This is a genomic window from Microvirga sp. P5_D2 (assembly GCF_054049475.1).
Map to the genome: position 1 here is coordinate 1 of NZ_JBFUMH010000065.1, position 14,305 is coordinate 14,305.

Below are 14,305 nucleotides of genomic sequence, written 5' to 3' on the forward strand. Positions count from 1 at the left end.
AGCAGCACGTAACCGGCTCCATCGATTCGATTGAACTGAACCTGATTCAGCATCGCGAAACTGCCGATGAGAGAACGAACGCGGTTCGGGTTGCTCAGCGAGAAGGCAGAGTGAGTCATCAGGCGCTTCACGCGCTCGAGCGTTCCGTCCTCAGGGATGGCCGCCTGCAACGTGAACCACTTGTCGAGCACGAGCGGTTCATCGCGATACATGTCTTCGAACCGTGCGATGGCCTTCTCGCGCACATCGCCGGGCAACGTCATCAATACGCCGAGCGCGGCCAGGCGGTCCGTCATGTTGCTGGCGTTCTCGAACTGCTTGCTGGCCAAGGCTTCGCCGTCTTTGGGATCTGCTGCTGCAAGCAGATCAAGAGCGGCATTGCGCAACGAGCGCTGCCCTGCGCTTGCCGCATCGGGGCTGTAGGCTTCGGAGGCACTTAAAGTGCCGTAGAAGCGCTGCAATACATCGAGGCATGCTTGCCCGATGTCAGAGCGCAGCGCCTTGCGTGCGCGATGGATCGCATCCGGGTCCACATCCTTGCCGATCTCCTGGGCGATGTCGGCTTCGCTCGGCAGCGTCAGCACGAGAGCGGCGAAGGCAGGATCGCTCAAAGCATCGGCTTCCATGAAGGAGCGATAGGCCGAGGAGAGGGCGTTCATCTCATCATCGGTCACGGCCTTGCCGGTCGAGAGGGCAACGAGGGTACGCATGGCCACGCTCTGCGCGGCCTGCCAGCGATTGAACGCATCCGCATCGTGCCGCAGCAGCACGAGCAGGTCCTCGCTCGAGAAGTCGAGAGAGACTTTCACGGGCGCCGAGAAGCCACGGAAAAGGGACGGCACCGGGCGTGATGCTACGCCAGTGAACGTGATGCTGTCCTCAAGTTTATCGAGCACGAACACGCCGCGCTGGTTCACACGCGCGCTGGCAGCAATTAGCGGCTGCCCGTCCTCGCTCACGAGGCCGAGTACCACCGGGATCACCATCGGTTCCTTGGTGGGCTGTCCAGGCGTCGGAGGCGTCTCCTGCTTGAAGTCGAGACGGTAGGTCTTGGCGGCCTCGTCATAATACCCTTGCACGCTCACGCGCGGAGTGCCCGATTGGGCGTACCAGCGGGCGAAGTGGGAGAGGTCGCGGCCGGTCACATCGGCGAAGGCCTTCAGGAAATCCTCGACCGTGGCGGCGGTGCCGTCGCAGCGATCGTAGTAGAGGTCCATGCCACGCCGGAAATCCTCGTCGCCGATGATCGTCTTGAGCATGCGCACGATCTCGGCGCCCTTCTCATAGACCGTGGCGGTATAAAAGTTGTTGATCTCGCGATACTGGCTCGGGCGCACCGGATGGGAGAGGGGGCTTCCATCTTCCAGGAACTGCCGCGCTCGTAAGGTCTTCACCTCGGCGATGCGGTGCACGGGACGCGAGCGCTCGTCGGACGAGAACTCCTGGTCGCGGAAAACCGTCAGGCCTTCCTTCAGGCAAAGCTGGAACCAGTCTCGGCAGGTGACCCGGTTGCCGGACCAGTTATGGAAATATTCGTGGGCGATGATCGCCTCGATATTCGCATAATCCATGTCGGTGGCGGTCTCAGGTGAGGCCAGCACGTATTTGTCGTTGAAGATGTTGAGGCCCTYGTTCTCCATGGCGCCCATGTTGAAGTCGGACACGGCGACGATGTTGAACACGTCGAGGTCATACTCGCGGCCATAGACCCGCTCGTCCCAGACCATCGAACGCTCCAGCGCATCGAGCGCATAATCCGCGCGGACTTCCTTTCCAGGCTCTACATAGATGGCAAGCTCGACCTCACGGCCGCTCATCGTCGTGAAGCTCTTGCCGACCCGACCCAGGCGTCCGCCGACGAGGGCGAAGAGATAGGACGGCTTGGGATGAGGATCGTGCCACACCGCATAATGCCGGTCGGTGCCCTCGACAGGTCCCCTCTCGACCGGGTTGCCGTTGCCGAGGAGAACCGGAGCTTCCTCTCGGTCGGCTTCGATGCGCGTGGTATAGACGGCCAGCACGTCGGGACGGTCGAGGAAGTAGGTGATGCGCCTGAACCCTTCCGCCTCGCATTGCGTGCAGTAATTGCCGCTCGAGCGGTAGAGGCCCATCAGCTTGGTGTTCGCCGTCGGGTCGATCTCGGTCTCGATGGTCAGGGTGAAGGGCTGCCGGGGAGGCTGGCTGATCGTCAGCAATTGGGGAGAGGCCTCGAACTCGGCTGCGTCCAGAGCGCGTCCATCGAGAGCAAGGGCTTTGAGACCCACCTCGTCACCATCGAGCACGAGCGGTGCATCGGGGCGCCCTGCCGGGTTCGGTCTCATATGTAGGGTCGTGATCACCTTCGTTGCCGTGGGATGCAGCCGGAAGTCCAGCTCTACGCGGTCGATCAGGAAGTCGCTGGGGCGATAATCCTCAAGGCGGACGACCTGGGCAGTATCGGTGCGCATCGGCAATTCTTCCTCGATATATGATTGCATTGAAGCGTGACGGCATCAGCGGGCGGGCGCAAGCCTGTCCGACGCGGCATCCCTTAAAAGTCATCCTTTGGGACAAATCCAAGGCATTTTCAGAGGGCAGGAGGCCATCTTACTTGATCTCCCCGCCAAATGCGCCATCACGTACCCGCGACACGCTTGGGAGAGAGCTATGGAATACCTCCACACCATGATCAGGGTCTCGAATATCGAGGAATCCCTTGATTTCTTCTGCAACAAGTTCGGCCTCGTGGAAGTCCGCCGCATGGATAACGAGAAAGCCCGCTATACTCTCGTCTTCCTGGCCGCTCCCGGCGACGTGGAGAAGGCGAAGGAGTCCAAGGCTCCGCTTCTGGAACTCACCCATAACTGGGACGAGAAGGAATATGTCGGCGGCCGGAATTTCGGCCATCTCGCCTATCGGGTCGACGATATCTACGAGACCTGCCGGAAGCTGATGGAGGCGGGCGTCACCATCAACCGTCCGCCGCGCGACGGCTACATGGCCTTCATCAAGTCCCCGGACAACATCTCCATCGAGCTTTTGCAGCGCGGGGAGCCCAAGCCGATCCAGGAGCCCTGGGCATCCATGCCGAACACCGGCAACTGGTAAGCTTCAGAATGCGAGGCGGCTTGCGGCGGAGTGAACCCAACGTAAGCTGCCTCTTGGCGAAAAGATCTTGCTCCGTCATTCTACCCGGATCACCATAACAGGCCGGGCTCGAACCCGGCGGAGGATTATCTTGGTACGAGACGCGATCCGCTTCTGGCGGAATGGACAGCCCATCGAGGTTTCCGGCTTTCACCCGCGCACCACGCTTCTGGACTATTTGAGACTTCAGGAGCGCCGGGTCGGCACGAAGGAGGGCTGTGCGGAAGGCGATTGCGGTGCCTGCACAATCGCCGTCGGGCGGGTGAGGGGCGGGCAGGTCCATTACGAACCCGTCAATGCCTGCATCCTCCTGCTCGGCCAGGTGGACGGCGCCGAGATCGTCACCGTCGAAGACCTCGCATCCGGCGGGGAGCTTCATCCAGTCCAGGCCGCCATGGTGTCCCACCACGGCTCCCAATGCGGCTTCTGCACGCCCGGTATCGTGCTGAGCCTGTTCACGCTCTACCATGAAGGTGAGCGCCCCTTGAGCCGCGATGCGGTGAACGATGCGCTCGCGGGTAATCTCTGCCGCTGCACGGGATACCGGCCGATTGTCGATGCGACAATTGAGGCCTGCTCTCACCAAGCCGACGATGCCTTTCGGCTTGCCAACGAACGGACGGCGCAAGGCCTGTCCACCCTTGCCGATGGCCGCGACGTTTCCATCGGTTCCAGCACGCGCTTCTTCGCTGCGCCCGCGAGCGAGGATTCTCTCGCGGCCCTCTATGCACAGCATCCTGATGCCACGCTCGTTGCCGGCTGCACCGATGTCGGGTTGTGGATCACCAAGGGCATGGCCGAACTCGAAAAGATCATCTGGCTCGGCCGCGTCGCCGGGCTCGATATGATCGATGATTCTTCATCCCAGCTCGCCATCGGGGCGGCGGCCACCCACGCGCAGGCTTATGCGAGCCTTGCCCATATCGATCCCGATCTCGGAGAGATCATACGCCGGTTCGGCTCGGCGCAGGTGCGCGCTTCCGGCACAGTGGGCGGCAACATCGCCAACGGCTCGCCTATCGGAGATATTCCGCCTGCGTTGATTGCTCTCGGCGCGGAGCTGGAGCTGCGAAAGGGCGACAGTCTGCGCAGAATTCCCCTCGATCAATTCTTCATTGCCTATCGAAGGCAGGACCGGCAACCCGGCGAGTTCGTTCGACAGGTCATCGTTCCGAAACTGACGCGGCATCAGGCCTTCCGGGCCTACAAGGTCTCGAAGCGGTTCGACGAGGATATCTCGGCCGTGATGGGCGCTTTCCGGTTCACGCTCGATGGCAGGCGCATTGCCGAGGCGCGCATTGCGTTCGGCGGCCTCGCCGGTATCCCGAAGCGGGCCGTGGAAACCGAAAAAGTGCTCATCGGCATATCGCTCGACGATCCATCAGCTTGGGGTGATGCCATGGCCGCGATCACCCGCGACTACCAGCCCCTCGACGATCACCGTGCCTCTGCCGCCTACCGCATGACGGTTGCCCGAAACCTCGTGTTCAAGGCGCTCAGCGAGACTGCATCCGGCCAGACTCATGCAACGCGGATCATCGGCCAGCGCGAGCCGCTGGAAGCGGCGGAGTAGGGTGATGAACGAGCAACCAAAACTCGCCGCCACTACTTCCACCTCCCCCTTGAGGGGGGAGGTCGCGCCGCAGGCGCGGGAGGGGGTGGGAAGCGAGAGTTCTCAGAACGCGGCGCTGCCACCCCACCCCGGATCGCTGACGCGCTCCGACCCTCCCCCTCAAGGGGAGGATGGATTGGAAGCGTTGCGCCATATTCGCAAACCTCTCCCTCACGATTCCGGTCCCAAGCACGTGCAGGGCGTCGCGCAGTACATCGATGACATCCGCGAGCCCGAAGGCACGCTGCATGTAGCCGTCGGCCAAGCCCCGAAAGCACGAGGCCGATTGGTCTCTCTCGATGTCTCCGCCGTTCGCGCAATCCCTGGCGTCGTCGCGGTTCTGACCGTGGCCGATGTTCCGGGCAAGAACGACGTATCACCCGCCTTCGGCGACGATCCGCTCTTCGTTGATTCCGAAATCAGCTTCCTAGGGCAAGCGGTCTTCGCAGTCGTTGCCACAACCCGTGACATCGCCCGCCGCGCCGTGAAGAAGGCGGTGATGGAGATCGAATCCGAGACGCCCAGCATCACCGTCGAGGATGCGCTGGAGCGCGGCGAGACCGTGCTGCCGGATTACTCTTATGGTCGCGGCGATCCGAACGCCGTCATTGCCGCCGCGCCCCAAAAGCTCAATGGCCATTTCCGCGTCGGCGGGCAGGAGCATTTCTATCTCGAAGGGCAGGTGGCCTTCGCCATCCCTGGTGAGGATGGCGATGTGCATGTCTATTCCTCCACGCAGCACCCGACGGAAGTGCAGCATGTGGTGGCCCGCGTGCTCGACATTCCCGATGCCTATGTCACCTGTGAGACGCGTCGCATGGGCGGCGGCTTCGGCGGCAAGGAGAGCCAGGCGACGCAATGGGCCGTCACCGCTGCGCTCGCGGCGCAGATCACGGGCAAGCCGTGCAAGATCCGCCTCGACCGCGATGACGATTTCATCCTTACCGGCAAGCGCCACGATTTCCGCTGCGACTGGCAGGTGGGATTCGACGCGGATGGACGCATCCAGGGCTACGCGGTCGATCTTCTCGCTCGCTGCGGCTATTCGGCGGATCTGTCGAGCGGAGTGGTGGACCGCGCGATGTTCCATGCGGACAACGCCTATTGGATGCCCGCCGTCCACATCGCCTCCAAGCGCCTGAAGACCAACACCGTGTCGAACACCGCCTTCCGCGGTTTCGGCGGCCCGCAGGGCATGCTCGCCATCGAACACGTGATGGACCAGATCGCCTGGGCGACGGGGCGCGACCCGCTCGATGTGCGCTACGCTAATTTCTACCGACCGGGTGGAAACCACACGCCCTACGGCATGGAAGTGGAGGAAACCGACACACTCCACAATCTCGTGCGCACGCTGGAGGATACCTCGAACTATCGCATGCGGCGCGAGGAGATCAAAGCCTTCAACGCTTCCTCACCGATCATGAAAAAGGGCATTGCACTGACGCCCGTGAAGTTCGGCATCAGCTTTACGCTCACGCATATGAACCAGGCCGGTGCGCTGGTGCATGTCTATCAGGACGGTTCCGTGCACTTGAACCATGGCGGCACCGAGATGGGGCAGGGGCTCTACATCAAGGTCGCCCAAGTGGTGGCCGAGGAGTTCGGCATCGCGATGGAGCGCGTGCGCATCACCGCAACCACGACCGCGAAGGTGCCCAACACCTCGCCGACAGCAGCATCCTCCGGTTCCGATCTCAACGGCATGGCGGCGCGTGTCGCAGCGGGCGCGATCAAGAAGCGTATGATCGCTTATGCCGCCGAATCCTACAAAGTCCCCGAGGAACAGATCGAGTTCCGCGACGACCGCGTCTTTATCGGCAATGAGAGCGTGCCTTTCGACGAGCTGGTGAAGAAGTGCATTCTTGCCCGTGTCGCGATGTCGGAGGCGGGGCACTACAAGACGCCCAAGATCACCTGGGATCGCGCCAAGGCCACCGGGCGCCCATTCTTCTACTTCGCCTACGGCGCGGCCTGCTCGGAGGTGATCGTCGATACGCTCACCGGGGAGAACCGCGTGCTGCGCACCGACATTCTGCACGATGTGGGACGCTCGCTGAATCCGGCCATCGATGTGGGCCAGATCGAAGGCGGCTTCGTGCAGGGCATGGGCTGGCTCACCACCGAGGAACTGGTGTTCAACAAGGAGGGACACCTGCTGACGCATGCGCCCTCCACCTACAAGATCCCGGTGGCATCTGATGTGCCCGCCGATTTCCGCGTCGCGCTTTATCCCAACGCCAATCGCGAGGAGACGATCTATCGCTCCARGGCCGTGGGCGAGCCGCCGATCATGCTGGCGAACAGCGTGTTCTGCGCCTTGGCTGACGCTGTGCATGCACTCGATCCGTCCAAGCCCGTGCCGCTCGATGCGCCCGCCACACCCGAGGCGATCCTGCGTGCCTGCGAGGCGCTTCGTGGGAGGCCGATGGGGTGAGAGCTTGGCGACAGCTCACCGACCTCATCACGCGGCACGGTTCCGCCGCCCTAATCACCGTGCATGACGTCAAGGGCTCGGCTCCGCGCGAAGCGGGCGCGCGCATGGTCGTCCGGCCCGATGGTGCGTTCCATGGCACCATCGGCGGCGGGCAGCTCGAATTTCTCATGCTCGATATTGCCCGCGAGATGCTGAAAGCAGGGCGAGGCCCGGCGCGCATCGTCGATCAGGCTCTCGGGCCCGATCTCGGCCAGTGCTGCGGCGGGCGGGTGAAAATCCTCATCGAGACCTTCGACAAGCGCGATCTGCCGGATATCGCCCCTCTGGTTGCGGCTGAGAACAAGGGCGGCCTCTTCGACGCCGAATGCCGGATGGAAAACGACCGCGTCCGGCGGGAGGTTGGGTCTGCCGTGGGCGACGATATCGGGACCGGCTGGCACGAGACCCATGGCGAGGCTCGCACCCCTGTGCTGCTCTTCGGGGCGGGCCATGTGGGCCGGGCGCTCGTGCTGGCCCTGGCACCACTGCCGTTTTCCGTCCGCTGGCTCGACGACCGGGAAGATGCCTTTCCCGCCCATCTCCCCGGCAACACCGCCGCCATCCGTATGCGCGACCCGGATGCCGAGATCGCCGAGGCAAGGCCCGACTCTCTCATCCTCGTCATGACCCACGACCACCCCCTCGACATGGCCATCACGGCGGCAGCTCTGAAGCGGGGCTTTCCCTATGTCGGCCTCATCGGCAGCGCGACCAAGCGGGCGCGGTTCGAAAAGCGCTTCCGGGACCTGGGCTTGGATCGGGAACGCATCGCTTCGCTCGTCTGCCCCATCGGGCTCCCCGGCATTGCCGATAAGGACCCGGCCGTCATCGCGGCCTCGGTCACGGCCCAGCTGTTGCAGATGCGGGAGCGCACGGAGCTCGGCCGAAATCTCTCGCTTCCCGTCGCTTCAAACGATAAATAGTTCTCATGAGCGAAACGAAGATCCAAGATCAGCTTTATCTGGCCCGTGCCATCGACCTCTCCCGCCATCACATGGACAACGGGGCCGGCGGCCCGTTCGGCGCCGTGGTCGTGCGGGATGGCAAGGTGCTGGCCGAGGGCTGGAACCAGGTGACCACGGCCAATGACCCCACGGCCCATGCAGAGGTCACGGCGATCCGCCGGGCCTGCCAGGCCATCGGCGATTTCTCGCTGGAAGGCGCGACACTCTATACGAGCTGCGAGCCATGCCCCATGTGCCTCGCCTCGGCCTATTGGGCGCGGGTCTCGCGCATCGTCTTCGCCAATACGAGGCAGGATGCGGCCGAGATCGGCTTCGATGACAGCTTGATCTATGACGAGATCCCCAAACCCATTCCGGAGCGCATCATCCCCATGGACCATCAGCCGAGCCTCGAGGCCAAGTCGGTTTTCGATGCCTGGGCGACCAAGCCGGATAAGGTTGAGTATTAAACTGCTGGCCACGCTTCCTATCTTAAAGACATCCGATTTTTACGAGACAAAACCATGCCCCGCGTTACCACCATCGTCCGCAAGCCCGCCGTGAAGGCCGACCGTGTCATCGATACGGTGACGCTCGACCATGAGGCGCGCAATCGTCGCCAAGCATCGCTCAAGGGCGAGGCAGGCACCGAGATCCTCCTCGATCTCGACATGGAAACCACCATCAACGACGGCGACGCGCTTCGCCTGGAGGATGGCCGTCTCGTGCAGGTGAAAGCACTGTCGGAAGGGGTGCTCGAAGTGAAGGCGGAAAACCCGCTTCGGCTCATGCGCCTCGCCTGGCATCTCGGAAGCAACCACGGCCTCGCCGAGATCACGGGTGATGCCCTCTACATCGAAAACGATCCGGCCCTCGCCGAACTCGCTCGCGGCCAGGGCTGCACCGTGACACTGGTGGAGCGTCCCTTCAAGCCGGAGCGCAGCACCCATGTCTGCGCTCACGATCATCATCATGGTCACGACCACCATGGGCATGATCACGACCATCACGACCACAAGCATGGTCATGAGCATTCCCACGATCATGGCCATGACCATGGCCCCGGCTGCGGATGCGGCCATAATCACCACCATGGGCACAAGCACGATCACTGATCGCGCCATCTCCTGACGACCCGCCATGTCCAAGACCACCCGCGCGACGCAGGCGCTCCAGCAGGCCCGCGTCGCTTTCACGGTTCATTCCTACGAGTACGATCCGAACGCCGAGCGCATCGGCCTCCAGGCCGCTGAGGCCATGGGCGCCGATCCCAATGCCGTGCTCAAGACGCTCATGGTCCAGGTGGACGGCAAGCCCGCCTGCGTCGTCGTTCCCTCCGACATGGAAGTGAACCTGAAGAAGCTCGCCGCCGTCCTAGGCGGCAAGGCGGCGCAGATGATGAAGCCGGCGGATGCCGAGCGCATCACCGGCTACCACGTCGGCGGCATCAGCCCATTCGGCCAGAAAAAGCGCATGCCGACCGTGATCGAGGAGACGGCCTTTGCACACGCTGAGGTCTTCATGAACGGAGGCCAGCGCGGCCTTCAGGTGAAACTCAAGCCGAGTGATGCGGCCGCGGTGCTGGATGCCAAGATGGCGGCGGTGATTGGGTGAGCCCTCGGAGCCTGTGACATAGGCCCGCGCTTATTTTCCCTTGTGATTGTCGCGCCCATATCGGAAAAGCTTGCCGCAACAGCCTTGCACCATGGCTGACCATTCCGCTCAAACCACGTTCCGAGATGACCCAGAAGTTCTTCACCGTTGCCCCCATGATGGACTGGACCGACCGGCATTGCCGCTCGTTCCATCGCGTCATGTCGCGCCGGGCGCGGCTTTATACGGAGATGGTCACCACCGGGGCGGTCATTCATGGGCCTCGGGAGCGGCTGCTCGGCTTCAGCGAGGCCGAGCATGTCGTGGCGGTGCAGCTTGGCGGTTCCGATCCGAAGGAACTGGCCCAGGCTGCCCGGATCTGCGCCGAGTTCGGTTATGACGAGATCAACCTGAATGTGGGCTGCCCCTCGGACCGGGTGCAGAACGGCCGCTTCGGGGCCTGCCTCATGCAGGAGCCGGTTCTGGTGGGTGAATGCGTCGCCGCCATGAAGGCTGCCGTTTCTCTGCCGGTGACAGTGAAGTGCCGGATCGGCGTGGACGATCAGGATACGGAAGAGGCGCTGAATCGCCTGACGGACAACGTGGTGGCTGCGGGCTGCGACGAGCTGACGGTCCATGCCCGCAAGGCGTGGCTGCAGGGGCTCTCGCCTAAGGAAAACAGGGATATTCCGCCCCTCGATTATTCCCGCGTCTATCGCCTGAAGGCGGCGCGGCCCGATCTGCCCATCGCCATCAACGGCGGCATCAAGACCATGGACGAGGTGCACGAGCACCTGAAGCATGTGGACGGGGCCATGCTTGGCCGCGTGGCCTATCACGAGCCGGAAATCCTGCTTCGTGTCGATGCCGAGCTTTATGGCGAGGAGCCGCCGGTGGCGGACGGCTTTGAGGCGGTGGAGGCCTACGAGCCTTACATCGCGGCGCATCTCGCGAAGGGCGAGCGCCTTCACAACATCACCCGCCACATGCTCGGCCTTTTCACCGGCCGCCCCGGCGCGCGCGCCTATCGCCGCCATCTGGCGACCGAGGCTGTGAAACCCGGCGCGAATTTGCAGACGCTGCGGGACGCGGTGGCGCATGTCTCACGCTTGGGCGCTCCGGCTGAAGAGCCTTCCCTCAGCGCTGCCGAATAGGCGAATTGTTGATCAGTTGGCCGTCGAGACGGTTTCTTTCGCCCGTAAGATCAGCCGGTTCCCCCGTACTTCGTACGACCCGAGCCGCTCCAGAAACGTCATGCCCAGCAGGTTGGCATGCAGCACGCCTTCGCGGGCGATGAGCGCGCGGATGTTGCGCTCGGTGATGGGGCCGACCGAGAGGCTTTCGATCACCACAGGCGCGGCGAGCGCGCCGCCGTTAGCGGTGGAAACGGGGATCGAGTAATCGAGCTTTTCCGGTTTGAAGCCGAGCGCTCTGGCATGCTCGGCGCGCAGGACCACGGTGCTCGCGCCCGTGTCGAAGATGAAGGTCGTGTCGTGGCCGTTGACCTGGCCCTGGATCATGAAGCTGCCATCGGTCTTTCGGGCGGCGACCACTTCCCCTTCCGGCGTGACGACGGTGCGGCCGACCGCGATGTCGCCGATGGCGCGGTCGAGCACGGTCTGCAATTCACCCCGCGAGGAATAGGTGATGATGAGCGCGATAAGAAGGCCGCCGCTGACGGCGATGGCCTGCACGCCATAGGTCCAATGGCGTCCGAACCCTTCCACGATGGAGGAAGCCATGATGAGGCAAGCACCGCCGAAGCCCAGCAGGGCCGCCGCTTCCGTGGGCGAGAGGTCGGCAATGTTCCGCTCGGCGAACATCGCCAACAAGAAGCCCGCGATGAGAAAGAGGCCGCCCGCGCCGCGAATGCCCGACATCAGGAGACCTCCTTGTCTTTGTCTTGAGCGAAAGCATCGCGCATGCGCGCCGGCAACTCCGCCATGATGCGCTGGCGTTCTTCTTCCGGAATCCGGTACCAACTCGAAATTTCTTCCCGCGTACGGCCGCAGCCCTCGCACAGGCCCGTTTCGGGGTCGAGAAGGCAGACGCGGATGCAGGGGCTGGAGACGCGGGCCATGACCTCTCACATGTTGTTACGGTTGCAGGACCGTCAAGAGGCCGATCAGCGCAGCGATTTCCGCCACCTGCTGTGCCGCGCCGGCGATGTCGCCGGTCTGCCCTCCGAGATGGCGCAGGGACAGCCGCATCATCGCCCATCCRGAGAGGGCGGACAGCACGATCATCAGGACAAGCCCGCCGAACGGGATTCCGGCGAGCAATCCGAGAGCGAGCGCAATGATTCCGGAGAGCCCCGCTGCGAACCAGAAGCTGTCGCGGGAGGGCTGCCCGACCGCATGGGCCGCACCATCCGGGCGGGCGGGCGGCAGGAAGGTGAGGGGCATGAGCCCCACCGTGCGGGAGAGTGAGGCGGTCGCCAGAATCGCCGCTACTCCGACGAGCCAATCGGTCCGTGTAGTCACCATCGCCAAGGCTCCGATGCGAAGGGCAAGGCCTAAGAACAACGCGGCGGCGCCGAAGGAGCCGATCCGGCTGTCGCGCATGATCTCCAGGCGCCGCTCCCGCGTTGCGCCGCCGAAGCTGTCCGCCGTGTCGGCAAGGCCGTCCTCATGGAATGCGCCCGTGGTGACCACCATGACGGCAACGGCCAGGGTTGCGGCCAGGAAGGGGCCGAGATTGAGAAACAAGCCCAAGGCGAGGGCAAGCGCCGGCAGGCAGCCCAGGATCAGCCCGGCGACAGGCAGAATGCGAATGAGTCGGGGAAAATCCGGCAGCGCATGGGTGTCCTGCTCGAAAGGAAGGGCTGGCACGGGAAGCCGGGAATAGAAGCGCAGGCAATGGGCTAGGTCCACGGCGAGCGCCTGCCATGGGCTCATCGGCGCGACTTCGGCCTTCTCTATTTGCTCGGACATGCTTCACCCCACGCAGTTCCGTCGTTATAGGTCACGCCTCTTCGCGTTCTGCAATGCCCGATGGGCTGGAGCCCTCCATGACCAATCCCGTATCCTCACCTTTCGACGATATCCGCCGCCTGATCACGACCATGCCCGGTCCGGACGAGGCTGCCGTTGAGGCGGTGCGGATGCGCGACCGGCAGCTCACCAAGCCTGCGGGCAGCCTGGGTCGCCTTGAGCATATCAATGAATGGCTCGCCGCCTGGCAGGGCAAGCCCAACCCAACCGTGGATCGTCCGCTGGTCTGCGTCTTCGCGGGCAGCCATGGGGTGACGGCGAAGGGCGTCTCGGCCTTTCCGTCGGATGTGAACCGCCAGATGCTCGAGAACTTCGCGGCGGGCGGAGCCGCCATCAACCAGATCTGCGCGGCCTACGGGCTTGGCTTCAAGGTGTTCGACCTCGCCCTTGACATGCCCACCGGCGACATCACCGAGGCCGACGCCATGGACGAGAAGGCTTGCGTCGCTACCATGGCCTTCGGCATGGAGGCGATTGCCGGTGGCACGGACCTGCTGGCTGTGGGCGAAATGGGCATCGGCAACACGACCGTGGCCGCTGCCATCTACACCGCCCTTTACGGCGGCCCCGCCGAGCATTGGGTGGGTCGCGGCACGGGCGTGGATGATGAGGGCCTGAAGCGCAAGGTCGCCGCCGTCGAGGCGGCCATCGCCCATCACGGCGATCACCTGAAGGACCCGCTGGAGGTGCTGCGCCGTCTCGGCGGGCGCGAGATTGCCGCCATCGCCGGCGCGATCCTGGCCGCACGACTCCAGAAGATTCCCGTCGTGCTCGACGGCTATGTGGCCACCGCCGCCGCCGCGATCCTGCACGCGATCCATCCCTCGACCATCGACCATTGCGTCGCCGGGCATCTGAGCGCCGAGGGTGCGCATCAGGATGTACTGGCCCGCCTCGGCAAGATCCCGTTGCTCGCACTTGGCATGCGCCTCGGCGAAGGCTCGGGCGCGGCTCTGGCGGCAGGGCTCATCAAGGCTGCAGCGCAGGTCCATCGCGACATGGCGACCTTCGGGCAGGCTGGAGTATCCGAGCGAATCTCGTGAGGTTGCCACGACGCCGCTTCGGAAAAAGCGGCATTCAATCCCTCATCATCGCACTGGCGCTCGCCGGCGGGGCCGGGATTGCGCTGAAGCCCAATGGACGCAGCCTCGAAGGTCGGGTGCAGGTGACCGACGGCGATACGATCCGCATGGGCGACACGCGGATTCGCATCAAAGGCGTCGATGCTCCCGAGATGGCGCAGACCTGCACGCGGGACAGGCGTTCCTATCGCTGCGGAGAYGTGGCGCGCCGGGCGCTGATCGACATCATCTCGGGCCAAGAGGTCCAGTGCCGCGCGTCGGGCCGCGACCGCTATCGCAGAATTCTCGCGCGCTGCACGGTCGGCGGCGTGGATATCGGCGCCAGGATGGTGGAGCAGGGCTGGGCCGTGTCATACGGGCGCGACTACGACGTGCAGGAGCTTCGCGCTCAAAGCCGATCCGCCGGGCTCTGGTCCGGCGAGTTCGAACGCCCGCAGGATTGGCGGCGCCAGCGTGCCAATTGAAGGAGAGCTTGACGG

At 63.9% G+C, this 14,305-nt stretch carries 14 protein-coding genes; 10 read left to right on the forward strand and 4 right to left on the reverse strand.

The window, feature by feature from the left end; all coding sequences use genetic code 11:
* The coding region (pepN, locus tag ACXJKO_RS16950; protein WP_457092262.1) for an aminopeptidase N at positions 1–2,447 on the reverse strand (2,447 nt) is incomplete at its 3' end.
* Between the two features lie 199 nt (positions 2,448–2,646).
* On the opposite strand from pepN, the gene ACXJKO_RS16955 reads away from it, so the two are divergent.
* The 8 genes from ACXJKO_RS16955 to dusA all read left to right on the forward strand — a co-directional run bounded on the left by ACXJKO_RS16955 (position 2,647) and on the right by dusA (position 10,905).
* Positions 2,647–3,087, forward strand: coding sequence for a VOC family protein (locus tag ACXJKO_RS16955; RefSeq protein WP_457092263.1), 441 nt, complete (start codon positions 2,647–2,649; stop codon positions 3,085–3,087).
* Positions 3,088–3,217: 130 nt separating this feature from the next.
* Positions 3,218–4,699: a xanthine dehydrogenase small subunit gene (gene xdhA / locus ACXJKO_RS16960; RefSeq protein WP_457092264.1), complete on the forward strand. Its 1,482-nt coding sequence runs from the start codon at positions 3,218–3,220 to the stop codon at positions 4,697–4,699.
* A gap of 4 nt (positions 4,700–4,703) precedes the next feature.
* Entirely contained in the window at positions 4,704–7,175 is a 2,472-nt protein-coding gene (xdhB, locus tag ACXJKO_RS16965) for a xanthine dehydrogenase molybdopterin binding subunit (RefSeq protein WP_457092265.1), read from the forward strand.
* Positions 7,172–8,137 (forward strand): xanthine dehydrogenase accessory protein XdhC, encoded by a 966-nt coding sequence (gene xdhC, locus ACXJKO_RS16970; RefSeq protein ID WP_457092266.1) that lies wholly within the window; start codon positions 7,172–7,174, stop codon positions 8,135–8,137. The genes xdhB and xdhC overlap by 4 nt, the downstream gene beginning before the upstream one ends.
* A 5-nt stretch (positions 8,138–8,142) precedes the next feature.
* Entirely contained in the window at positions 8,143–8,628 is a 486-nt protein-coding gene (locus ACXJKO_RS16975; RefSeq protein WP_457092267.1) for a nucleoside deaminase, read from the forward strand.
* 54 nt (positions 8,629–8,682) lie between these two features.
* Positions 8,683–9,273: an urease accessory protein UreE gene (locus tag ACXJKO_RS16980; RefSeq protein ID WP_457092268.1), complete on the forward strand. Its 591-nt coding sequence runs from the start codon at positions 8,683–8,685 to the stop codon at positions 9,271–9,273.
* Positions 9,274–9,298: 25 nt separating this feature from the next.
* Positions 9,299–9,772: a Cys-tRNA(Pro) deacylase gene (ybaK, locus tag ACXJKO_RS16985; protein ID WP_457092269.1), complete on the forward strand. Its 474-nt coding sequence runs from the start codon at positions 9,299–9,301 to the stop codon at positions 9,770–9,772.
* Between the two features lie 125 nt (positions 9,773–9,897).
* Positions 9,898–10,905: a tRNA dihydrouridine(20/20a) synthase DusA gene (gene dusA, locus ACXJKO_RS16990; protein ID WP_457092270.1), complete on the forward strand. Its 1,008-nt coding sequence runs from the start codon at positions 9,898–9,900 to the stop codon at positions 10,903–10,905.
* Positions 10,906–10,917: 12 nt separating this feature from the next.
* On the opposite strand, the gene ACXJKO_RS16995 is transcribed toward dusA, so the two are convergent.
* Genes ACXJKO_RS16995 through ACXJKO_RS17005 form a run of 3 tightly spaced genes read right to left on the reverse strand, consistent with a single transcriptional unit; the run spans position 10,918 to position 12,684 of the window.
* The gene (locus tag ACXJKO_RS16995; protein WP_457092271.1) at positions 10,918–11,631 is read right to left on the reverse strand and encodes a retropepsin-like aspartic protease family protein; all 714 of its coding nucleotides are present in this window, start codon (positions 11,629–11,631) and stop codon (positions 10,918–10,920) included.
* Complete coding sequence (locus ACXJKO_RS17000) at positions 11,631–11,831, reverse strand: DUF1289 domain-containing protein (protein WP_457092272.1); 201 nt, start codon at positions 11,829–11,831, stop codon at positions 11,631–11,633. Before ACXJKO_RS17000 ends, ACXJKO_RS16995 begins: the two co-directional genes overlap by 1 nt.
* 16 nt (positions 11,832–11,847) lie before the next feature.
* Positions 11,848–12,684: an adenosylcobinamide-GDP ribazoletransferase gene (locus tag ACXJKO_RS17005; RefSeq protein WP_457092273.1), complete on the reverse strand. Its 837-nt coding sequence runs from the start codon at positions 12,682–12,684 to the stop codon at positions 11,848–11,850.
* A gap of 77 nt (positions 12,685–12,761) precedes the next feature.
* Between ACXJKO_RS17005 and cobT the strand changes: the two genes are divergently transcribed.
* A complete protein-coding gene (cobT, locus tag ACXJKO_RS17010; protein ID WP_457092274.1) occupies positions 12,762–13,787 on the forward strand; it encodes a nicotinate-nucleotide--dimethylbenzimidazole phosphoribosyltransferase in 1,026 nt (341 codons plus the stop codon).
* A complete protein-coding gene (locus ACXJKO_RS17015; protein ID WP_457092275.1) occupies positions 13,784–14,290 on the forward strand; it encodes a thermonuclease family protein in 507 nt (168 codons plus the stop codon). The genes cobT and ACXJKO_RS17015 overlap by 4 nt, the downstream gene beginning before the upstream one ends.
* Positions 14,291–14,305 lie beyond the last annotated feature (15 nt).

Coding starts and splice junctions, on each gene's coding strand:
- ACXJKO_RS16975 (WP_457092267.1), top strand. CDS start 8,143: ATGAGCGAAACGAAGATCCAAGATCAGCTTTATCTGGCCCGTGCCATC.
- cobT (WP_457092274.1), top strand. CDS start 12,762: ATGACCAATCCCGTATCCTCACCTTTCGACGATATCCGCCGCCTGATC.
- ACXJKO_RS16980 (WP_457092268.1), top strand. CDS start 8,683: ATGCCCCGCGTTACCACCATCGTCCGCAAGCCCGCCGTGAAGGCCGAC.
- ACXJKO_RS16995 (WP_457092271.1), bottom strand. CDS start 11,631: ATGTCGGGCATTCGCGGCGCGGGCGGCCTCTTTCTCATCGCGGGCTTC.
- ybaK (WP_457092269.1), top strand. CDS start 9,299: ATGTCCAAGACCACCCGCGCGACGCAGGCGCTCCAGCAGGCCCGCGTC.
- ACXJKO_RS17000 (WP_457092272.1), bottom strand. CDS start 11,831: ATGGCCCGCGTCTCCAGCCCCTGCATCCGCGTCTGCCTTCTCGACCCC.
- dusA (WP_457092270.1), top strand. CDS start 9,898: ATGACCCAGAAGTTCTTCACCGTTGCCCCCATGATGGACTGGACCGAC.
- ACXJKO_RS16955 (WP_457092263.1), top strand. CDS start 2,647: ATGGAATACCTCCACACCATGATCAGGGTCTCGAATATCGAGGAATCC.